20 protein-coding genes are annotated in these 19,626 nt (G+C 71.2%); 7 read left to right on the top strand and 13 right to left on the bottom strand.

The features are described 5' to 3' along the window. Positions 1–97: 97 nt before the first annotated feature. From OHA91_RS23715 to clpS, 7 genes are all read right to left on the bottom strand, one after another. Positions 98–1,048 (bottom strand): PLP-dependent cysteine synthase family protein, encoded by a 951-nt coding sequence (locus tag OHA91_RS23715; protein WP_031152354.1) that lies wholly within the window; start codon positions 1,046–1,048, stop codon positions 98–100. Next, positions 1,048–1,335, bottom strand: a complete 288-nt coding sequence (locus OHA91_RS23710) for a MoaD/ThiS family protein (RefSeq protein WP_030026553.1) — start codon at positions 1,333–1,335, stop codon at positions 1,048–1,050. Before OHA91_RS23710 ends, OHA91_RS23715 begins: the two co-directional genes overlap by 1 nt. A gap of 96 nt (positions 1,336–1,431) precedes the next feature. After that, positions 1,432–1,539, bottom strand: coding sequence for a putative leader peptide (locus tag OHA91_RS23705; protein ID WP_311736929.1), 108 nt, complete (start codon positions 1,537–1,539; stop codon positions 1,432–1,434). Between the two features lie 77 nt (positions 1,540–1,616). Beyond that, positions 1,617–2,039, bottom strand: a complete 423-nt coding sequence (locus tag OHA91_RS23700; RefSeq protein ID WP_328739968.1) for a M67 family metallopeptidase — start codon at positions 2,037–2,039, stop codon at positions 1,617–1,619. Between the two features lie 122 nt (positions 2,040–2,161). Beyond that, on the bottom strand, positions 2,162–3,601 hold the full coding sequence (locus OHA91_RS23695) for an amino acid permease (RefSeq protein ID WP_031152359.1): 1,440 nt from the start codon (positions 3,599–3,601) through the stop codon (positions 2,162–2,164). Positions 3,602–3,919: 318 nt separating this feature from the next. Next, complete coding sequence (locus tag OHA91_RS23690) at positions 3,920–4,531, bottom strand: DUF2017 domain-containing protein (RefSeq protein ID WP_031152361.1); 612 nt, start codon at positions 4,529–4,531, stop codon at positions 3,920–3,922. After that, positions 4,531–4,845 (bottom strand): ATP-dependent Clp protease adapter ClpS, encoded by a 315-nt coding sequence (gene clpS / locus OHA91_RS23685; RefSeq protein WP_030662673.1) that lies wholly within the window; start codon positions 4,843–4,845, stop codon positions 4,531–4,533. Before clpS ends, OHA91_RS23690 begins: the two co-directional genes overlap by 1 nt. A gap of 80 nt (positions 4,846–4,925) precedes the next feature. On the opposite strand from clpS, the gene OHA91_RS23680 reads away from it, so the two are divergent. Next, positions 4,926–6,254, top strand: coding sequence for a nicotinate phosphoribosyltransferase (locus OHA91_RS23680; RefSeq protein WP_328739967.1), 1,329 nt, complete (start codon positions 4,926–4,928; stop codon positions 6,252–6,254). Positions 6,255–6,474: 220 nt separating this feature from the next. After that, entirely contained in the window at positions 6,475–7,074 is a 600-nt protein-coding gene (locus tag OHA91_RS23675; RefSeq protein WP_328739966.1) for a nicotinamidase, read from the top strand. Between the two features lie 38 nt (positions 7,075–7,112). Here the strand turns inward: OHA91_RS23675 and OHA91_RS23670 are convergent, their stop codons facing one another. Both OHA91_RS23670 and OHA91_RS23665 read right to left on the bottom strand, forming a co-directional pair. Beyond that, positions 7,113–7,415, bottom strand: a complete 303-nt coding sequence (locus OHA91_RS23670; protein ID WP_030825287.1) for a hypothetical protein — start codon at positions 7,413–7,415, stop codon at positions 7,113–7,115. Between the two features lie 113 nt (positions 7,416–7,528). After that, positions 7,529–9,886 (bottom strand): immune inhibitor A domain-containing protein, encoded by a 2,358-nt coding sequence (locus OHA91_RS23665; protein WP_051893265.1) that lies wholly within the window; start codon positions 9,884–9,886, stop codon positions 7,529–7,531. Between the two features lie 475 nt (positions 9,887–10,361). Between OHA91_RS23665 and OHA91_RS23660 the strand changes: the two genes are divergently transcribed. After that, positions 10,362–10,661: a hypothetical protein gene (locus OHA91_RS23660; RefSeq protein WP_031152372.1), complete on the top strand. Its 300-nt coding sequence runs from the start codon at positions 10,362–10,364 to the stop codon at positions 10,659–10,661. Between the two features lie 91 nt (positions 10,662–10,752). Here the strand turns inward: OHA91_RS23660 and OHA91_RS23655 are convergent, their stop codons facing one another. Both OHA91_RS23655 and OHA91_RS23650 read right to left on the bottom strand, forming a co-directional pair. Further along, a complete protein-coding gene (locus tag OHA91_RS23655; RefSeq protein WP_031152375.1) occupies positions 10,753–11,481 on the bottom strand; it encodes an RDD family protein in 729 nt (242 codons plus the stop codon). 77 nt (positions 11,482–11,558) lie between these two features. Then, positions 11,559–13,034, bottom strand: coding sequence for an RDD family protein (locus tag OHA91_RS23650; protein ID WP_328739965.1), 1,476 nt, complete (start codon positions 13,032–13,034; stop codon positions 11,559–11,561). A gap of 257 nt (positions 13,035–13,291) precedes the next feature. Here OHA91_RS23650 and OHA91_RS23645 point away from each other — a divergent pair, with 257 nt between their 5' ends. Continuing rightward, the gene (locus OHA91_RS23645; protein WP_031152378.1) at positions 13,292–13,771 is read left to right on the top strand and encodes an SsgA family sporulation/cell division regulator; all 480 of its coding nucleotides are present in this window, start codon (positions 13,292–13,294) and stop codon (positions 13,769–13,771) included. Positions 13,772–13,917: 146 nt separating this feature from the next. Here the strand turns inward: OHA91_RS23645 and OHA91_RS23640 are convergent, their stop codons facing one another. Beyond that, positions 13,918–15,300 carry an FAD-binding oxidoreductase gene (locus tag OHA91_RS23640; protein WP_328739964.1) on the bottom strand — a complete coding sequence of 461 codons (1,383 nt, stop codon included), beginning with the start codon at positions 15,298–15,300 and terminating at the stop codon, positions 13,918–13,920. Positions 15,301–15,396: 96 nt separating this feature from the next. Between OHA91_RS23640 and OHA91_RS23635 the strand changes: the two genes are divergently transcribed. Then, the gene (locus OHA91_RS23635; RefSeq protein ID WP_245240141.1) at positions 15,397–16,917 is read left to right on the top strand and encodes a tetratricopeptide repeat protein; all 1,521 of its coding nucleotides are present in this window, start codon (positions 15,397–15,399) and stop codon (positions 16,915–16,917) included. A gap of 201 nt (positions 16,918–17,118) precedes the next feature. On the opposite strand, the gene hppD is transcribed toward OHA91_RS23635, so the two are convergent. Then, on the bottom strand, positions 17,119–18,273 hold the full coding sequence (gene hppD / locus OHA91_RS23630) for a 4-hydroxyphenylpyruvate dioxygenase (protein WP_030847375.1): 1,155 nt from the start codon (positions 18,271–18,273) through the stop codon (positions 17,119–17,121). A gap of 141 nt (positions 18,274–18,414) precedes the next feature. Here hppD and OHA91_RS23625 point away from each other — a divergent pair, with 141 nt between their 5' ends. Together OHA91_RS23625 and OHA91_RS23620 are read left to right on the top strand one after the other, a co-directional pair. Further along, entirely contained in the window at positions 18,415–18,897 is a 483-nt protein-coding gene (locus OHA91_RS23625) for an Lrp/AsnC family transcriptional regulator (RefSeq protein WP_328739963.1), read from the top strand. Between the two features lie 62 nt (positions 18,898–18,959). Further along, entirely contained in the window at positions 18,960–19,586 is a 627-nt protein-coding gene (locus OHA91_RS23620) for an ArsR/SmtB family transcription factor (RefSeq protein WP_328739962.1), read from the top strand. The last annotated feature ends 40 nt before the right edge of the window (positions 19,587–19,626 follow it).

Below are 19,626 nucleotides of genomic sequence, written 5' to 3'. Positions count from 1 at the left end.
CCGGACGGGCCGGATCTGCCCCGTCCCGGTCACGGCGGGGCGCTCCGTGCCCGCGCCTCGAACTCCGGCGGGGCTGGAAGATCCAGCCCCGTCGGCGTCAGGCCCAGAGCTGACCCTGGAGGACTTCGATGGCCTCTTCCGTCGTCGCCGCGGTGTAGACGCCGGTCGAGAGGTACTTCCAGCCGCCGTCGGCCACGACGAAGACGATGTCGGCCGTCTCGCCCGCGGCCACCGCCTTGCGGCCGACGCCGATCGCCGCGTGCAGGGCGGCGCCCGTGGAGACGCCCGCGAAGATGCCCTCCTGCTGGAGGAGCTCCCGCGTGCGGGTGACCGCGTCCGCGGAGCCCACCGAGTAGCGGGTGGTGAGCACGGAGGCGTCGTACAGCTCGGGGACGAAGCCCTCGTCCAGGTTGCGCAGTCCGTACACGAGGTCGTCGTAGCGCGGCTCGGCCGCGACGATCTTCACTCCGGGGACGTTCTCGCGCAGGTAGCGGCCGACGCCCATGAGGGTGCCGGTGGTGCCCAGGCCGGCCACGAAGTGGGTGATCGACGGGAGGTCGGCGAGGATCTCCGGGCCGGTGGTGGCGTAGTGCGCCCCCGCGTTGTCCGGGTTGCCGTACTGGTAGAGCATCACCCAGTCCGGGTGCTCCGCTGCCAGTTCCTTGGCCACCCGGACGGCGGTGTTGGAGCCGCCGGCGGCCGGCGACGAGATGATCTCGGCTCCCCACATGGCCAGCAGGTCGCGCCGTTCCTGGCTGGTGTTCTCCGGCATCACGCACACGATGCGGTAGCCCTTGAGCTTGGCCGCCATCGCCAGCGAGATCCCGGTGTTGCCCGAGGTGGGCTCCAGGATGGTGCAGCCGGGGTACAGCCGGCCGTCCTTCTCGGCCTGCTCGACCATGTGGAGCGCGGGGCGGTCCTTGATCGAGCCGGTCGGGTTGCGGTCTTCCAGCTTGGCCCAGATCCGGACGTCTTGCGACGGGGACAGCCGGGGCAGCCGGACCAGCGGCGTGTTGCCGACCGCGGCCAGCGGGGAGTCGTAGCGCATTACTTCGATCCGCCGGCCACGGCCGGGAGGATGGTGACGTTGTCGCCGTCCTTGAGGGCGGTGGAGATGCCGTCGAGGAAGCGGACGTCCTCGTCGTTGAGGTAGACGTTCACGAAGCGGCGCAGCTGGCCGCCGGCGGCCTGGTCGATGAGTCGCTCTCGAATGCCCTTGTGCCGGGTCTCCAGGTCCGCGAAGAGGTCGGCGAGCGTGGCGCCCTCACCGTTCACGGCCTTCTCGCCGTCGGTGTAGGTGCGGAGGATGGTGGGGATGCGGACCTCGATGGCCATGGCTGGGCTCCAGTCGTCAGGGCGTGGGCGTGGCAAGTGTGCGTGGGAAAACGGGCGCGCGTTCGTGCGGGCCCCCGCGCGAGAGGGCTCTGGTGCTCAGGCGGCAGGACAGATGGCGCTGGCGAGTCGGCACAGGTCGACGTGCAGCCGCGCCACGAGCAGCAGCCTGCCGGGCGTCTCGATGCTCACGTCGTGGGAAACCATGCGGTCATGTTAACGATTCCCGGTCCCCGGTTTGGAGTGTGATCCCGCATCGTGGACGCCATCTGCTCACATGGTGGTCAGTAGGCCTCGACGACCTGCACTTCTTCCTCGGTGATCACGCCGTCGACGATCCGGTACGAGCGGAACTGGAACTGCCCGAGCCCGTCCTTGTCGGCGGTGGAGACCAGCACGTAGTGCGCGCCGGGCTCGTTCGCGTAGGTGACGTCCGTGCGCGAGGGGTAGGCCTCGGTCGCGGTGTGCGAGTGGTAGACGATCACCGGCTCCTCGTCGCGGTCGTCCATCTCGCGGTAGAGCTTGAGGAGGTCCTTCGAGTCGAACTCGTAGAAGGTGGGCGAGCGGGCCGCGTTGAGCATCGGGACGAACCGCTCGGGGCGGCCGGTGCCCGCCGGGCCGGCCACGACACCGCACGCCTCGTCGGGGTGGTCCTGGCGGGAGTGCTCGACGATCCGGTCGTACAGGGCCTGGGTGAGGGTCAGCATGAGCGACAGGATAAGCAGACGGGCCCTCCCGTACCGAGGAGTGGTACGGAAGGGCCCGCATGGTGGACAGGATGTCCACGGGAGCTGGGTTCCCGGCCGTAGCAGGCGGCCGGGAACCGCTGCTACGACGCCTTGGTGAAGGCCGCGCCGCGCGGGTCGCGGTTCTTCATGACCAGGTAGGCGACGCCCAGGATGACCCCCCACAGCGGGGCGCAGTACAGCGAGACGCGGGCGTCCTTGTCGGCGCCCATCATCACGATGACCATGGCGATGAAGGCCAGGGCGAACCAGCTGGTGTACGGGGCGCCGGGGGCCTTGAACTTCGAACCGGGCAGCTCGCCGCGGTCGGCCTTGGCCCGGTAGCGGATCTGGCAGACCAGGATCATGATCCAGGCCCACATGCCGGAGATGGTGGCGAAGGAGACGACGTAGTCGAAGGCCTTGCCGGGGGCGACGTAGTTGATCCAGACGCCCACCAGCATCAGCGAGGCGCTGAAGGTGGTGCCGATGAGCGGGGTGCCGCTCTTGGTGAGCTTGGTGAAGACCTTCGGGCCCTGGCCGTTGAGCGCGAGGTCGCGCAGCATGCGGCCGGTGGAGTACATGCCGGAGTTGCAGGAGGACAGGGCGGCGGTCAGGACGACGAAGTTGACGATCGCGGCGCCGATGCCCAGGCCCATGCGCTCGAAGGCGGCGACGAAGGGCGAGACGCCCGGCTGGAAGTGCGTCCACGGGACGACCGACAGGATCATGATGAGCGCGCCGACGTAGAAGACGGCGATGCGCCACGGCACGGTGTTGATGGCCTTGGGCAGGGTCTTCTCGGGGTCCTTGGACTCGCCGGCGGTGACGCCGACCAGCTCGACCGCGAGGAAGGCGAACATCACGATCTGCAGGGTCATCAGCGTGCCGCCGATGCCCTTGGGGAAGAAGCCGCCGTCGTTCCACAGGTTGGAGACGGTGGCGGTGTCGGCGGCGTCGGAGAAGCCGATGGTGAGGATGCCGGCGCAGATCAGGATCATGCCGACGATGGCGGTGACCTTGACCATGGAGAACCAGAACTCCAGCTCACCGAAGAGCTTCACGGAGATCAGGTTGGCGCCGTAGAGGATGACCGTGAAGATCAGCGCGTAGGCCCACTGCGGGAAGCTGTCGTGGGTCCAGTACGACATGTACTGCGCGGCGGCGGTGACCTCGGTGATGCCGGTGACCACCCAGAACAGCCAGTACGTCCAGCCCGTCACGTAGCCCCAGAAGGGGCCCAGGAACTCGCGGGCGTAGTCCGAGAAGGAGCCCGAGACCGGGCGGTACATGAGCAGCTCGCCCAGGGCCCGCATGATGAAGAAGATGACCAGGCCCGCGATCGCGTACGCCAGGATCAGGCTGGGGCCGGCCTTGGAGATCGCCTTGCCGGCGCCCAGGAAGAGGCCGGTGCCGATGGCTCCGCCGATCGCGATCATCTGGATCTGGCGGGCGCCGAGCGTGCGGTGGTATCCCTCGCCGCCGTCGCCCTGGGTGCCCTCGCCGGGCGTGTTGCCGTGCTGCTCGACCTGCACTGAGGTCATGTCTGGTGCGCCTTTCTCCACGCCGACCCGCGCCTTCATTGGCTGCGGATCGGGTCCTCGATCCCCCCGGATACGGATGGAGTTGCACGCCGGCGGTCTGCCGGTTCAAGCAGGCCGGGAGACATGGGTGGCGTCCCTTCGGCGGTCGTGAAGATTTATCACGTGCTTACGACCGCCCGAGCGGGAGAAATGTGGTGCACGGCATCAAAATTTCCGGACAAACATCTGTGATCATGACAGATCACCGCATGGCGGTGATCTGATCGTTATCCGGATTTGAGCGTCCGCTGAGCGAACGATGTCGTTCCTTGAGGTTCCTCAGAGGGTTTCGATCAAGGACTCCTGGAGTCCGCCGAGCCACAGGTAGGCCATCACCATGGGCTTGCGCGGATCGTCGTCCGGCAGCCGGAAGAGGGCCGCGCTCTCGTCGTCCTCGGTGATGTCGAGCCGGGCGGCGAGGGTCAGGCGCAGGTCGTTGAGCCCCCCGAGCCAGCGCAGCGGCAGCTCGCCGGTCAGCTCCAGCACGGCGGCCCCGCCGCCGGCCGGGGTGAGCGCGTCCAGGCTCCGCACGAGGGCCAGTGCGTCCTCGCGCTTGCGGGCGCGCAGGTCGTTCTCGGTGAAGCGGCGGAACTCCGCGGAGCGGGCCGTCAGCTCGGCCTGGTCCACGCCCTCGTCGCCCGTGCCGTCAGGGGACCCGTAGGCGTCGGGGAAGAGCCGGGCCAGCGCAGGGTCGGACGGCGGCTCGCTGGGCCCCTCGGCGAACAGCGCGGCGAGGGGGTCGGCGTCCTCGGCGGGCTCGGGGTCGCCGGGGCCGATCAGCTCCAGCATCTGGACGGCCAGGGAACGCAGGATGGAGATCTCGATCTCGTCCAGCGCGATGGCGGCTCCGCCGCCCGTCAGGGACTCGAACATCCCGGTCGACCGCCCCATCAGTTGCGGTCCTGGGAGAGGGTCGCCCACAGGCCGTAGCCGTGCATGGCCTGCACGTCGCGCTCCATTTCCTCGCGGGAGCCGCTCGAGACGACCGCCCGCCCCTTGTGATGGACGTCGAGCATCAGCTTGTGCGCGACGTCCTTCGAGTATCCGAAGTACGCCTGGAACACGTACGCCACGTAGCTCATGAGGTTGACCGGGTCGTTGTGCACCAGGGTCACCCAGGGAACGTCAGGTTCCGGGACCGCGAAGGTCTCTTCGGCCGACTCAGTGCGTTCGATCTCAATGGGAGCAACACTCACTCGTCCCATGCTGCCACCGTGACGAGGCGGTTGCACAAACGGGACCCACATCTCGTCACTTTGACGAAATGTGCGCTAGCATCGCCGCCATGAACCCTGCGGACCTGGGCCTGCCGGTGGACGTGCCGTCGACAGCGCTCTTCACGGACCATTACGAGCTCACGATGTTGCAGGCCGCGCTGGCCAACGGCACCGCCGACCGCCGCTCGGTCTTCGAGGTGTTCACCCGGCGGCTCCCCGAGGGGCGCCGCTACGGGGTGGTCGCGGGGACCGGGCGGGTGCTGGACGCGGTGGAGAACTTCCGCTTCGACAGCGCGGTGCTGGAGTTCCTGCGCGAGCGGGCCGTCGTCGACATGCGGACGCTGGACTGGCTAGCCTCGTACCGCTTCTCCGGCGACATCTGGGGCTACCCGGAGGGCGAGGTCTACTTCCCCGGCTCGCCGATCCTGCGGGTGGAGGGCAGCTTCGCCGAGTGCGTGCTGCTGGAGACGGTGATCCTCTCGATCCTCAACCACGACTCGGCGATCGCGGCGGCCGCCTCCCGGATGTCCTCGGCGGCCGGCGACCGGCCGCTGATCGAGATGGGCGCGCGGCGCACGCACGAACTGGCGGCCGTCGCCTCGGCCCGGGCCGCGTACGTGGGCGGCTTCGCCTCCACCTCGGACCTTGCGGCCGGCTTCCGCTACGGCATCCCCACCGTCGGCACGAGCGCGCACGCCTTCACCCTGGTCCACGACAGCGAGCGGGACGCCTTCACGGCACAGGTCGCCTCGCTGGGGCGCGGCACCACGCTCCTGGTGGACACCTACGACGTGGCCGAGGCGGTGCGCACCGCCGTCGAGGTGGCGGGCCCCGACCTGGGCGCCGTGCGGATCGACTCCGGGGACCTGCTGCTGGTGGCCCACCGGGTGCGCCAGCAGCTGGACGAGCTGGGGGCGACCTCGACGAGGATCGTGGTCACCTCGGACCTGGACGAGTACGCCATCGCCTCGCTGGCGGCGGCTCCGGTGGACGCGTACGGCGTGGGCACGCAGCTGGTGACCGGCAGCGGGCACCCGACGTGCTCGATGGTCTACAAGCTGGTGGCGCGGGCCACCTCGGCGGACCCGAAGGCGGCGCTGGCGCCGGTGGCCAAGAAGTCCACCGGGGGCAAGACCTCCATCGGCGGCCGCAAGTGGGCTGCGCGGCGTCGGGACGCCGAGGGAGTGGCGGAGGCGGAGGTGATCGGCGTGGGCCCGGTTCCCTCGGCCCTGGCCGACCAGCAGCTGCTGACGCACCTGGTCAAGGCGGGCGAGGTGGTCGCCCGCGAGCCGCTGGAGGCGGCCCGCGACCGCCACCGCGCGGCGCGCGCGGGTCTGCCGCTGTCGGCGACCCAGCTGTCGCGGGGCGAGGCCGTGATCCCGACGGAGTACGCCTGACCCTGCGGGCCGCCCTGCGGGCACGCTCGGCGGGAGGGCGGGAGGGCGGGAGGGCCCGGGGGGCCGGTGCGGCTCCGCTGCGGGGGCTCCGCCCCGGGCCCCCGCGCCTCAATCGCCGGCGGGGCTCATTTCGAGCCCCGTTTCGGGAAGGGGCGGGGTGGGGGAAGAGCCCCCCGCAGGGCCCGCCGCCGCACAAGGACAACGAACCGAAGGACACGTCATGCACCGCGCACTGATCGTCGTCGACGTACAGAACGACTTCTGCGAGGGCGGCAGCCTCGCGGTCACCGGCGGAGCCGACGTCGCCGCCGCCATCACCGAGCTGATCGGGCAGGCCACCGCCGGGTACCGGCACGTCGTGGCCACCCGCGACCACCACATCGACCCGGGGGCGCACTTCGCGCACCCGCCGACCGAGCCGGACTACGAGTCCTCCTGGCCGGTCCACTGCGTGGCCGGGACGGAGGGGGTCGGCTTCCACCCGAACTTCGCGCCCGCCGTGGCCTCGGGTTCGGTCGCCGCGGTCTTCGACAAGGGTGCGTACGAGGCCGCGTACAGCGGCTTCGAGGGCGCCGACGAGAACGGCGAGAACCTCGCCGCCTGGCTGCGGGAGCGGCACGTCGGCGAGGTCGACGTGGTCGGCATCGCCACCGACCACTGCGTGAAGGCCACCGCCCTCGACGCCGCCCGCGCCGGCTTCACCACGCGCGTCCTGCTGGACCTGACGGCGGCCGTGGCCCCGCACACCACCGAGCGGGCCCTGGAGGAGCTCCGCGCGGCCGGTGTGACCCTCGTGGGCACGGCCGGGCCCCGGCCCTAGAGGCGCCGGGACTGGGCCGCCGGGGCGCGAGACATCCCCTACGTGCCCAGCAGGGCCCGGATGGGGTGCCAGAGCTCCTGGGCGCGGTCGGGTGCGCCGCGCCACAGCAGGCCGTCCGGATGGTGCAGGACGGCCGTGACCTCGTCGGGTGTGGGCGGCTGTGCGTTGCCCCGCAGGTACACCGCTCGCATCCCGAGGTTCCGCAGCCTGGTCAGGGCGCGGGCCCGGTTCGCGGCGTGCACCAGCACGCGGACATTTCCGCCCTCACCGGACGGTCTCGGCAGCGTGAGCGCAACGACCACGCTGCCGCCTGGCAATCTGACGAAACCTCCACCGGGCATGTCGGTCATCTCCCCCGTCAATAAGAACCTCGTACCGGGGCATCTAAACGCGATCGGCCGCCGCCCGCTAGAGGGCGACGGCCGATCATGCTTTGACCTGCGGTTTTACCGAATTACTTCTTCGACGGGCCAACCTCGACGGTGATGACCTCACCGTCGTAGCTCTCCTTCAGGATCTTGATCTTGGTGTTGGTGTCAGTGACCTTCACCGATCCGGTCGGGTTCTCGTCGGAGTAGTACTTGCCCGGGTTGCGGTCGTCGAAGACCAGGTTCGCGGGCTTCGGCTTCAGGAACAGCGACTCGCCATTCTTGTGCAGCGTGAACGCGTCCGTCGAGTACGCGCTGAACGTCGCGTCGTACGGCTGGATCTTGTTCCGCAGCAGGGTGCCGTCCGCCCACTTCATCGGCTTGGCGTTGGCGTCGATCGGGAGGATCAGACCCTGGCCCGGGTGGACGCTGGTGTTGTTGTCCTTCTGGCTGGTGTCCCACTGCCAGATCAGCAGACCGTCCTGGTACGGGTAGTGCTCGACCCAGTCCGGACGGGTGTTGCCGAAGCCGAAGTTGTACGGGCCCACCTTGAGGGTGGAGTCGTACGACACGTAGCGGCGGTTCTCGGCCAGGTAGTACTGCGCGTACTCCTTGGTGAAGTTGGCACCGATGCGGGAGAAGCCCTTGCCGGTCCAGCCGTTGTCGCCGTTCTCGGCGCCGTCGGTGAACAGTGCGGAGCCGTCCGCGGTGATGGTGAGGGCGTCGCCCGTGAAGCCCTTGCCGCCCGCGCCGCCGTCCGTCTGGTAGCGGAAGCGGAGGTCGACCTTCTTGCCCGCGTAGGCGTCGAGCGAGAAGTTCAGGTTCTTCCAGGCGCCCGAGACGCCGGTGAGCGACGGGCTGCCGGCGGCGTCGACCGGGATGGCCGTGCCGTCGGCGGTGCCGGCGAGGGCGGTCCAGTTGGCGCCGCCGTCCGTGGACACCTCGGTGTAGAGGTAGTCGTAGTCGGCCTCGATGTCCCACCAGCCCTTGAGGGACAGCGCGGCGGACGTCTTGCCCGTCAGGTCGACGGAGCGGGTGAGGGTGTTCTTGAGGTCGTCACCCATGTTGCTCCACCACTGGGTGGAACCCTCGGCGGGAGCGACGACGTCCGTCTGCACCTTCTTCTTCGGCAGCTCGACGACCAGGGCCTGCTTGTCCTTGGTGTTGAACTCCGCCACACCCAGCTTGTGGGTGGACTTCGTCGCGGCCTTGGCCGTGTCGTAGTTCAGCCAGCCCAGCTGGAGCTTGTCCCAGGCGGTCATGTCGCCCGGCATGTCGCCTATGGAGTCCTTGCCGGTGCCGAGCCAGGAGCCGGCCGACATCAGGGACCAGAAGCCGACGCCGTTCTCGCCGCCACCGGAGGTGTCGTAGAGGTCGGGCAGGCCGAGGTCGTGGCCGTACTCGTGGGCGAAGACACCGAGGCCGCCGTTCTCGGGCTGCATCGTGTAGTCGCCGACCCAGATGCCGGAGTCGCCGATCTGGGTGCCGCCGGCCTTGTTGTTGGCCGGGCCGGTCTTGCCCGCGGAGGTGCCGTAGGCGTACCACCGGTGCGCCCACAGGGCGTCGGGGCCCTGCACGCCGCCGCCGGCCGACTCGTCCTCGCCCGCGTGGACGATCTGGAAGTGGTCGATGTAGCCGTCGGGCTCGTTGAAGTTGCCGTCGCCGTCGAAGTCGTAGCGGTCCCACAGGTCGTACTGGGCCAGCTTCGCCTTGATCTCGGCGTCGGTCTTCCCGGCCTTCTTCTGGGCCTCGACCCACGCCGTGACGCCGTCCTTGACGGTGTCCCAGACGTTGGAGCAGTTGCTCTGGCCGCAGAAGTTGGAGCCGTAACGGGCTTCGTTGTACGGGACCTTGACCCAGTCGGCGACCTCGCCCTCGACCGAGTAGCGACCCGAGGAGGTCTTCTCGTAGTACGTCTTCAGGGAGTGCTTGCCCTCGCCGGAGGCGAAGTACAGGTCCTGGAAGTACTCACGGCTGAAGTCCTTGCGCCAGGCGGTGCTGTTGTCCTTGGCGCGGTCGGGCTGCGCGATCGTGTTGTGCAGCGGACCGGGGGTGCCGCCGTACTTCGGAACGGCCGGCTTGGGGCCGGGGCCGTCCGGGTCGTGCATGGTGGTGCCGTCGACCTGGTCGCCGAACTCGACGAGGATCGTGAAGATCTTGTCGGTCTTCTCGCGGCCGAGCTCGACGTACTTCTTGTCGTCCAGCTTGACGACCTTGGAGGCGCCGCGCTGCTCGACGCCCTTCTTGCCCTGGAGCACCTGGTCCAGAGCGGCCTTGCGCTGCTGGGCCTGCTGCTCGCTGAACGGGCCCTTGAGGTCGTGCTCGACGACCTTGGCAGGAGTGGTCGGGTCCTGCCGGTCGGCCACCGGGGCGGCCGGGGCCTTGCCCTCGGCCTGGGCCGCGGTGACGGTGAAGAAGGTTGCACTGGTCGCGCATGCGGCCATGGTCACGGTGACGGCGGCAGCGCGGATCGCACGCCGTCGGGCGGAATTGCTGGTCACTTGATGTCGTTCCCCTCCCGCGGCCGCAGCGTCTGAGTTCGGAACTTCTCCATAGGAGCGGGGGGTTCCGCGCGGCGCGCGTCTCAAGTGACGACATTTGACCGGAGAGACGCGAGAAAAGACAGACCTTGACTTGAACCTTACAACTGCACTATGCGGTCAGGGAGTTCCGCTATCCGGACGTTCCCCTGCCATACGGGGCGAAGGACCCTTCCCGACCCCGAAACGGGTCCGTAGCGTCCCCTTTCTCCCCCCTACGGGGCGTGAAAAATGATCCCGTGCGCCCCCTGTGCTCCAGCACCGTGTGTTAGGTCACGCTTACCGGGGGCTTGCCCCGGGCATCCCGTCATGGAGTCACTTGACGCGCGACGTTGGTTGAGCCGACTCCCCCTCCCCCTCACCGAGGACGGATATCGCCATGCCGCGTCCGACTGCCGCACAGCTCGCGTACGGGTCCGCCACGGTCATCGTGTCGACGATCGCCATGCTGCTGCTCTCACAGACGAGCACCGGGCTCGGCGTCGCGGTCATCTCCGCCGCCGCGCTCGCCCTGGGCCTGCTCGTCGCCCTCACCGTGCCCGCTCCGAAGCGCCGCGGCCGCCACGCGGCGCGTACGGGCGGCGCCGGCGCGCCGACCGCGTCCGCCGCGGGGGCGGCTCCGGACGCCCGGGCGCCCGAGCAGCGGACGGCGTCGGCCGAACACCCCGTCCACCACTGAGCCTTCACCCGTGGCGCACACGACGCGACGCGGGCGGCCTCCCTCGGGGGGAGGCCGCCCGCGTCGCAGGTGCGCCCGTGCGCGGTGTCCGCTAGGTCGCCTGGACCACCACGGTCTTGGCGGCCTTGTCGTGCAGGCCCTGTTTGTACGGCTTGTCGACGAGGATCGAGATGATCAGCGCGATCGGCCACAGGCAGAAGCAGCAGATCAGCGTCGGCAGCCAGAGCACGGCGGCCCGGGTCAGGGACGTGCCGGAGTTCGGCACGGAGCCGTCGTTGAGCATGGCGACGCGCAGGCCCATCGCCTTCTTGCCGACGGTCCGGCCGTCCTTCTTGGTGAACCACCAGTCGTAGCCGAGGTACGCGACGATCGAGATCAGGGTCATGATCAGACCGCTGCCGCTGTACGACTTGGTGAAGACCTCGCTGACGTCCTCGCCCCGGTCGGTCTCGACCATGTAGCGGTTCGTGCCGAAGGCCAGCTGGATGAGGAACAGCGGGACGGCGACGATCACCACGTCGATGACGCGCGCGGCGAGCCGCTTGCCGAAGTCGGCGAGCGGGGGCATGCCCGCGAGCGGGTCGGGCATGCCGTAGCCGCCGCCACTGCCGTACGGGTCGCCTCCGCCGCCGTACGGGGGCGGAGGGGGCGGATATCCCCCGCCGCCGGGGCCGGAGCCTCCCGGGGGCGGCGGGCCGCCGCTTCCGGGCGGAGGCGGTCCGTACGGTGAACCGCCCGACGGAGGCGTCGGTTCCTGGGGCTTCTTGAGGAACGGGTCTTCCTCGGGCGGCTGGCCCGGCGGCGGCTGGTCGGTACTCATGGCCCGAGTCGAACCCGGCTCCGCCGCCCCCGCAACGGGACAGCGTCCATTCGGGGGGGCCGGCCCCGGGACACCCCCTAGCGGGCCACGTACGTCTTGGCCGCCTTGTCGTGCCAGGCCTGCCGGCGGGGGCGGTTCACGAGGCACCACAGGCTGCCGGGCAGGCCCAGGAAGGCGTACACGAGCCAGCGGCACAGTGCCGCGCCGAAGGACGGCGGGCGCAGGGTGGCGGTGGCCAGCACCCGGACGCCCAACAGCTTCTTGCCCGGGGTGCGGCCCCAGCGGGCGGTGGGCAGCACCTCGTAGAGGAGGCCGAAGAGGAGGACGGCTGCGAAGACCAGGCCGAGGCTGCCGGCAATGGTCGAGTCGAGCAGCCAGACGGTGGTGGTGCGGCCGCTCGCCCGGGCGGCGTCCACCTTGGCCTGGACGTGGGCGGCGGCCCCTGGCAGGAGGGGCCGGGCGACGGCGGCGGCGACGGCGCCGAACACGAGGGAGTCCAGGGCCCGGGCGAGGGTACGGCGTACCAGCCCGGCGGGGCGCACGGCCCGTTCGGCCATCCGCTCGAACACGGCCCGGGGCGTGGCGGGGCGGCCGGTACGGGCGCCCGTGCGGGCCTCCTCCGCTCCGCGCGGCTCCCAGCTCCCGGGCTTCGGCTCCGCCGGGGCGGCGTCCGCGGCGGGCTGCGGGACCTTCGGGCGGACTCCCGCGGGCCGGGGCTCCCACACCTCGGGGCGGGCGGGCGCCGGCGCATCCGCCCGTTCGGGAGCGGCGGCACGCTCGGGAGCGGAAGCGGAAGCGGGAGCAGAAGCGGGGGTGCGGGCGGGTGCGGGGGCCGCCTCGGGCCAGGCGGAGGTGACACCGGTGGGGCCGGGGCCGCCCGTTCCGGGGGCGTCGGGCCATGCCGGGGCGGCCGGGGCCGCGGGGGCCTGCGCGGCCGGGGAGCGCGCCGACAGGATGCCCGCGGAGGACTGTGCGGGGAGCCGCGCGGGCGCCGCCGCGGCGGACGGCGTACGGGCCAGGGAGATCCCCGCGGGCCGGGCGGACGGCTGCCCCGGCTCGGGCTCGGCCGCCGGCGCCGGGGCCGGGCCCGGGGCGGCCGCGTGTGCGGGCGCGGCCTCCGGCTCGGCCTCGGGTTCCTGCGGGCTGCCCCATGACACCCGGCGGTCGCGCGGCCCGCCGAAGCCGGCCTGGTGCACGGGGTCGGCCTGCCACACGGGGGCCGGCGCCTGCGCGGCCGCGGGCTCCGGCTCCGGAGCCGGTGCGGGTTCCGGCAGCGTCTCGGTCATGGAGGTCTCGTCCAGGAACACCGGCCCCGTCTCGTCGGCGCGGACGGCGGGCGCGGCGACGGGAGCCGGGGCGGGGAGGGGGCGGACCGGAGCGGGAGCGGGCACGGGGACGGGCGTGGGGGCGGGTGCGGGCGCCGCCGGGGCAGGTCGGCTCGTACCCGGGACCCAGGCCGCGCCGTTCCAGTACCGGATGTACCCCGGGATGGACGGATCCGGGTAGTAGCCCTCGCGGGCCGCGTGCTCGCCGTCACCAGGGGAGGCCGTCATGTCCCCAACTCCGATCGTGGCTTGAGGCTTGTGCAAGGGGAGGACCATAGCCAAGAACCGTGGCCCGACAGGTCCGGTAACGGGAGAATCCAAGCCATTGAGCGAACGTCACTCCTCACGGCTGTTTTCGGTCAGCCGACAGGATCCGGCCAATCTCGCGTTCGTCGCCGAAAGTCGCGTCATACCCGGGCACATCGGAGCTCTCAGCGGGTGTGGGGTGCCATCCGGCCCCACGCACCGACCGAAGTGAGGCCGTCATGCACCACCCCGTCATCGAGCGCGAGCTGGAACTGAAGCTGGTCCTTTCCCCAGAACGCAGCATCCCCGTCCCGGCGCGCCTGCTCTACCTCACGGAGGACCCGTACGCCGTCCACGTCACCTTCCACACCGGTTCCAGCACCCCGGTCTACTGGACCTTCGCGCGCGAGCTGCTCGTCGAGGGGGTGTTCCGTCCCTGCGGGCACGGCGACGTCCGGATCTGGCCCACGAAGGTCGACAACGAGGCCGTGCTCTGCATGGCACTCAGCTCCCCCGACGGCGACGCCCTCCTGGAGGCCCCGTCCCTCGCCGTGTCGGCCTGGCTGGAGCGGACCCTGCGGGTCGTCCCGCCCGGCAGCGAGTCGGAGCGGCTCGGCCTGGACGCGGCGCTGGCCGAGCTGCTCGCCCCGACCCCGGCCGACGACCTGTGGCTGCGCGACCCGTGGCCGTCGGACGAGTCGGCGGACGGGGACCTGTGATGACGCACGGGCCCCGGACCCCGGGCGGCGGCCGCAGACCGGGCGGCCGCCGTAGGCGGGGCGGTCACCTGCGCCTCGTACGGTCGCAAGAGCTCACCCGGGTTCCGGAGGACCTCGCCCGAATAGCGGAGGAGCTCGCCCGGGTCTCAGAAGAGCTTGCCCGGATTGAGGAGCCCCAGTGGATCGAAGGCATGCTTGACGGCGCGCTGCATCTCCAGTCCGACCGGGCCGAGTTCGCGCGCCAGCCATTCCTTCTTCAGGACGCCGACGCCGTGTTCGCCGGTGATGGTCCCGCCGAGGGAGAGGCCGAGCCCCATGATCTCTCCGAAGGACTCGCGGGCCCGCCGCGTCTCGTCCTCGTCGGCGGGGTCGAAGCAGACGATCGGGTGGGTGTTGCCGTCGCCGGCGTGCGCGCAGACGCCGAGGAGCAGGCCCTGGGCGCGGGCGATGGCGGCGGTCCCGTCGAGCATCTCCCCGAGCCGCGAGCGCGGCACGCACACGTCGTCGATCATCGTGGCGGGCCGGAGCGCCTCCAGGGCGGGGAAGGCCATCCGGCGGGCCTGGAGCAGCAGTTCCGACTCCGCCTGGTCCTCGGCGGGTACGACGGCGGTGGCTCCGGCGGCGGTGCACAGCTCGCCCACGGCGGCGAGGTCCTCGGGGGCGTGCGGGGTGTCGAAGGCGGCGAGCAGCAGCGCCTCGGTGGCCTCGGGCAGGCCCATCTTCCCGAGTGCGTTGACGGCGTGGACGGTCGTACGGTCCATCAGTTCCAGCAGGGAGGGGGTCAGTCCGGCCTCCATGACGGCGCAGACGGCCTCGCAGGCGGCGGCCACGGAGGGGAACTCGGCGGCCAGGGCCAGTTGCCGGGGCGGCGCCGGCTTGAGGGCGAGTACGGCCTGGACGACGATCCCGAGGCTGCCCTCGGAGCCGACGAAGAGCCGGGTCAGGTCGTATCCGGCGACGCCCTTGGCGGTGCGCCGGCCGGTGCGCAGCAGCCGCCCGTCGGCCAGGACGACGTCGAGGCCGAGCACGTACTCGGCGGTGACCCCGTACTTGACGCAGCACAGGCCGCCCGAGGCGGTGCCGATGTTGCCGCCGATGGTGCACTGCTCCCAGCTGGAGGGGTCGGGCGGGTAGGAGAGCCCCTGTTCGGCGACGGCCCGTGAGAGGACGGCGTTGACCACGCCCGGCTCGACAACGGCGATCCGGTCGACGGCGCTGATCTCGATGATCCGGTCCATCTTCACCAGGGACAGCACGATGCAGCCGTCGGAGGCGTTGGCTCCGCCCGACAGGCCCGTCCGGGCGCCCTGCGGGACCACGGGGATCCGCAGGGCGGTGGCGGTGCGCATGACGTGCTGCACCTGTTCGACGGTCCGGGGCAGGACGACGACCGCCGGGGTGCCGGCGGCGCAGAAGCTGGCCATGTCGGTGGCGTAGGAGGCGGTCACCTGGGGGTCGGTGAGCAGGGCCTCGGCGGGGAGCCCTTCGAGGAGGCTCGCTCGCAGACGTGCGGAGAGGTCATCATCCATGGGGCCAGCGTGGCAGCCGGGGCCATCGGTGTGAACACGCCCGCGCACGTCTTCGGACACCTCGGCACGCTCTTCATATTGACGCACAGTGACCCCATGGACCGTTTCGACGAGGATTCGCAGACGCCGGCGCCGCCCGTGACCTTCACCGGCCGCAAGACGCTCGTGGCCGCCGGGGTGGCGGTGGTCCTGATCGCCGGGGCCCTGTTGATCCGGCCTGCCCGGACCGGTGACGACGCGCGCCCTCCGGGGCCGAGCGAGCGCGCCGCCACGGCGGTGGGCATGGGCGCGCCCGCCTCGGCGACGGACGTGGTGGCGCTGGTGGCGGACCGGGAGAAGTGGGTTGCCTCGCACGCCGACGACGACGCCTCGTGGGCGGTCCTCGGCTCCGCCTACCTCGAACAGGCGCGGCGGACCGCGGACTCGGCCTGGTACCCGAAGGCGGAGAAGGCGCTGAAGCGGTCGCTGGAGGTGCGCCCCGCGGAGAAGGGCAACTTCGACGCGATGACGGCGATGGGTTCGCTGGCCAATGCCCGGCGGGACTTCGGGACCGGCAGGAAGTGGGGCGAGCTGGTCCGGGCGCAGGCGCCGCGGCAGTGGACGGCGTACCCGGTGCTGGTGGACGCGTACACGGGGCTCGGCGACTACAAGGGCGCCCAGAAGGCGATGGAGCTGCTGCTGGAGCTGCGGCCGGGGCTGGCGGCCCATGTCAGGGCCTCGCAGGTGTACCGGGACCGCGGCTGGCGCGAGGACGCGGTGGTGTCGATGGAGTCGGCGGCGGCCGCGGCGAAGGCTCCGGCGGAGAAGGCGTACGCGCTGTTCCGGCTCGGGGAGCTGTCCTGGGAGCGGGGCGACCCGGCGGAGGCGCTGCGGCAGTACGAGGGGGCGCTGCGGACGGATCCGGCGCAGGCGGAGGCCCTGGCGGGCCGGGCGCGGGCGCTGGCGGCGCTGGGGCGCGGCGGGGAGGCGGTGCGGGACTACCGGATGGCGCTGGGGCGGACCCCGGTGCCGCAGCTGGCCCGGGAGCTGGGCGAGCTGCTGGAGTCGCTGGGCCGGGAGCAGGAGGCGCGCGCACAGTACGAGGCGCTGACGACGATGGCGGTCCGGGACGGCGCGAACGGCGTGGACGAGGACGTGGTCCTGGGCCTGTACGAGGCGGACCACGGGGATCCGGCGGCTGCGGTGCGGCGCCTGTCGCAGGAGTGGGAGCGGCACAAGAGCATGCAGGCCGCGGACGCGCTGGGGTGGGCGCTGCACCGGGCGGGTGATCACACGGCGGCGCTGGAGTACGCGAAGAAGGCGACGGAGCCGGGGCTGCGCAACGCCGACTTCGCCTATCACCGGGCGATGATCGAGCGGGCCCTCGGCGACGAGGCGGGGGCGCGGCGGCACCTGCAGGAGGCGCTGCGGACGAACCCGTACTTCTCGCCGGTGCGCGGGCCGCTGGCGAAAGAGGCGCTGGCGGCGATCGGCCAGCCGCCGCCGGGCGGCCCTGAGCACCTGCAGCCGGTCACGCCGTGGGTCGAGCCGGAACTCCCGAAGCCCAACCCCGCGCCGAAGCCGAAGCCCGCGGCGGCCAAGCCGCAGCCGAAGCCGTCCCCGTCCGCCACCCGCTGACGCGCCGCCTGCCGGGGGCGCGGCCGTACGGCGCGGCGGGCCGACCGTGCGGCCCGGTGCGCGGGTGGGACGGGCGCCGCATTTTGGCCCACTCCCCTCCGGAGGGCACCACGCGGCGGTGTGTCCGTGCCCTCGCACCGGGGCCGACGGCAGCCCGAGGCCCCCGGCGGCTGCCGGGGGCCTGAAGGCACGTGCGCGACGTCAGAGGTTGCCGCGCTTCTCCTGCTCGCGCTCGATGGCCTCGAACAGCGCCTTGAAGTTGCCCTTGCCGAAGCCCATCGAGCCGTGGCGCTCGATGATCTCGAAGAAGACGGTCGGGCGGTCCTGCACCGGCTTGGTGAAGATCTGCAGCAGGTAGCCGTCCTCGTCGCGGTCGGCGAGGATCTTCAGCTCGCGCAGCTCGTCGATCGGCACCCGGGTGTCGCCGACCCACTCGCCGAGCGTGTCGTAGTAGGTGTCCGGGACGGACAGGAACTGGACGCCCGCGGCGCGCATCGAGCGGACCGTGGAGACGATGTCGTTCGAGGCCAGCGCGATGTGCTGGACGCCGGGGCCGTTGTAGAACTCCAGGTACTCGTCGATCTGCGACTTCTTCTTCGCGATCGCCGGCTCGTTGATCGGGAACTTGACCTTCTTGGTGCCGTCCGCGACCACCTTGGACATCAGCGCCGAGTACTCGGTCGCGATGTCGTCGCCCACGAACTCCTTCATGTTCGTGAAGCCCATGACCTTGTTGTAGAAGGCGACCCACTCGTTCATGCGGCCGAGTTCCACGTTGCCGACGCAGTGGTCGATGGCCTGGAAGGTGCGCTTGGCCGGGCCCTCGACCATCGGCTCGACGGCCACGTAGCCCGGCAGGTAGGGGCCGGTGTAGTCGCCGCGCTCCACCAGCGTGTGGCGGGTCTGGCCGTACGTCGCGATCGCGGCCAGTACGACCGTGCCGTGCTCGTCCTTGACCTCGTACGGCTCGTCCAGGCCGCGGGCGCCCTGCTCGACGGCGTAGGCGTAGGCGGCGCGGACGTCGGGGACCTCGATGGCGAGGTCGATGACGCCGTCGCCGTGCTCGGCGACGTGCTCGGCGAGGAAGCGGCCGTGGTCGGTCGTCGCCTTGATGACCGAGGTCAGCACGAAGCGGGCGGAGCCGTTGGTCAGGACGTAGCTGGCCGTCTCACGGCTGCCGTTCTCCGGTCCGGAGTAGGCGACGAGCTTCATGCCGAAGGCGGTCGAGTAGTAGTGCGCGGCCTGCTTGGCGTTGCCGACGGCGAAGACGACCGCGTCCATCCCCTTCACGGGGAAGGGGTCTGCCTCACGCGCGGTGTGCGGGGTGGTTTCGAGGTTCGCCAGAGACTCAGTCATGAGCGCAGAGTCCCGCCGATCCACAAGCTGCGCAATAGTTTCCTGAATGACTGTACAAACTGCCCAGCATGGCCGGAGCATGGCTGAAACATCTGTGCACTATGACCACCCACGAGCACGCGTGGGCACCCGGAGGCATCCATGGGCATCGACGAACTCGACGGCCGGCTCATCGTCCTGCTGGCACGCGAGCCCCGGATCGGGGTACTGGAGGCCTCGCGCCGGCTGGGCGTGGCCCGCGGGACGGTGCAGGCGCGCCTGGACCGACTGCAGTCCAGCGGGGTCATCCGCGGTTTCGGCCCGCAGGTCGACCCGACGGCCCTCGGGTATCCGGTGACCGCCTTCGCGACGCTGGAGATCAAGCAGGGGCAGGGGGCCGACGTACGGGCGCACCTGGACGGGGTCCCGGAGGTGCTGGAGCTGCACACCACCACCGGGCACGGGGACATGCTGTGCCGGCTGGTGGCCCGTTCCAACGCCGATCTCCAGCGGGTGATCGACCGCGTCGTCGGCTTCGAGGGGATCGTCAGGGCCTCGACGGCGATCGTGATGGAGAACCCGGTGCCCTTCCGGATCATCCCGCTGGTGGAGCAGGCCGCGGAGGACGACACCCGGGCCCAGTGATGCAAAGGATTCTCTGCAAACAAACCCTTGCAGAGAACTCTTTGCATCCCTAGGGTCGAGGCATGCCCGAGAGCCGTCCCGAGAGCCGTCCCGAGAGCACGCCCGCCGAGGGGCGGGAGCCCGTGGAGCCCACCCTGCGCATGCTCGACGCCCGCGCCCTGCGCGGCCTCGCCCACCCCCTGCGGATGCAGCTGCTGGCCGACCTGCGCCGGAAGGGCCCGGCCACCGCCTCCCAACTCGCCGAACGCTTCGGGGAGTCCAGCGGATCCACCAGCTACCACCTGCGCCAGCTCGCCGCGCACGGCTTCGTCGAGGACGCGGTCGGGCACGGCAAGGGCCGGGAGCGCTGGTGGCAGGCCGCGCACGAGGGCACCGGCTTCGACGGATCGCTGATCCACGACGCCGACCCGGCCACGAGCAGCGCGGCCGCGGTCTTCCTGCAGGCCGTCGCCGCGAACCACACCCAGGAGGTCTCCGCCTGGATCTCCGAGACCCAGAACCGGCTGGGCCGCTGGGAGCCCGGCGCCGACCTCAGCGACTTCACACTGCGGCTGACGCCAGGGCAGAGCGAGGAACTGGTCGGCCGGTTGCACGACGTGGTCAACACCTACCGGGACCTGCCCGAGGCGGAGGACACCCGGACCGTCCGCATCCACACGCACGTCCTCCCGCGCTCCGCGTCCGAGTAGCAGCCGCACGCGGCCTCCCGCCGCCCCGCGTGACCACCAC

This window comes from Streptomyces erythrochromogenes, assembly GCF_036170895.1.
Lineage (GTDB): Bacteria > Actinomycetota > Actinomycetes > Streptomycetales > Streptomycetaceae > Streptomyces > Streptomyces erythrochromogenes.
The sequence above is the reverse complement of the archived record's forward strand: the minus strand, read 5'-3'. Positions and strand labels throughout refer to the sequence as shown.

Coding starts and splice junctions, on each gene's coding strand:
- OHA91_RS23700 (WP_328739968.1), bottom strand. CDS start 2,039: ATGCTGACCCTCACCCAGGCCCTGTACGACCGGATCGTCGAGCACTCC.
- OHA91_RS23675 (WP_328739966.1), top strand. CDS start 6,475: ATGCACCGCGCACTGATCGTCGTCGACGTACAGAACGACTTCTGCGAG.
- clpS (WP_030662673.1), bottom strand. CDS start 4,845: ATGGGACGAGTGAGTGTTGCTCCCATTGAGATCGAACGCACTGAGTCG.
- OHA91_RS23655 (WP_031152375.1), bottom strand. CDS start 11,481: ATGAGTACCGACCAGCCGCCGCCGGGCCAGCCGCCCGAGGAAGACCCG.
- OHA91_RS23620 (WP_328739962.1), top strand. CDS start 18,960: ATGCCCGAGAGCCGTCCCGAGAGCCGTCCCGAGAGCACGCCCGCCGAG.
- OHA91_RS23705 (WP_311736929.1), bottom strand. CDS start 1,539: ATGGTTTCCCACGACGTGAGCATCGAGACGCCCGGCAGGCTGCTGCTC.
- OHA91_RS23640 (WP_328739964.1), bottom strand. CDS start 15,300: ATGGATGATGACCTCTCCGCACGTCTGCGAGCGAGCCTCCTCGAAGGG.
- hppD (WP_030847375.1), bottom strand. CDS start 18,273: ATGACTGAGTCTCTGGCGAACCTCGAAACCACCCCGCACACCGCGCGT.
- OHA91_RS23625 (WP_328739963.1), top strand. CDS start 18,415: ATGGGCATCGACGAACTCGACGGCCGGCTCATCGTCCTGCTGGCACGC.
- OHA91_RS23680 (WP_328739967.1), top strand. CDS start 4,926: ATGAACCCTGCGGACCTGGGCCTGCCGGTGGACGTGCCGTCGACAGCG.
- OHA91_RS23670 (WP_030825287.1), bottom strand. CDS start 7,415: ATGCCCGGTGGAGGTTTCGTCAGATTGCCAGGCGGCAGCGTGGTCGTT.
- OHA91_RS23695 (WP_031152359.1), bottom strand. CDS start 3,601: ATGACCTCAGTGCAGGTCGAGCAGCACGGCAACACGCCCGGCGAGGGC.
- OHA91_RS23690 (WP_031152361.1), bottom strand. CDS start 4,531: ATGGGGCGGTCGACCGGGATGTTCGAGTCCCTGACGGGCGGCGGAGCC.
- OHA91_RS23645 (WP_031152378.1), top strand. CDS start 13,292: ATGCACCACCCCGTCATCGAGCGCGAGCTGGAACTGAAGCTGGTCCTT.
- OHA91_RS23660 (WP_031152372.1), top strand. CDS start 10,362: ATGCCGCGTCCGACTGCCGCACAGCTCGCGTACGGGTCCGCCACGGTC.
- OHA91_RS23715 (WP_031152354.1), bottom strand. CDS start 1,048: ATGCGCTACGACTCCCCGCTGGCCGCGGTCGGCAACACGCCGCTGGTC.
- OHA91_RS23635 (WP_245240141.1), top strand. CDS start 15,397: ATGGACCGTTTCGACGAGGATTCGCAGACGCCGGCGCCGCCCGTGACC.
- OHA91_RS23665 (WP_051893265.1), bottom strand. CDS start 9,886: ATGGCCGCATGCGCGACCAGTGCAACCTTCTTCACCGTCACCGCGGCC.
- OHA91_RS23650 (WP_328739965.1), bottom strand. CDS start 13,034: ATGACGGCCTCCCCTGGTGACGGCGAGCACGCGGCCCGCGAGGGCTAC.
- OHA91_RS23710 (WP_030026553.1), bottom strand. CDS start 1,335: ATGGCCATCGAGGTCCGCATCCCCACCATCCTCCGCACCTACACCGAC.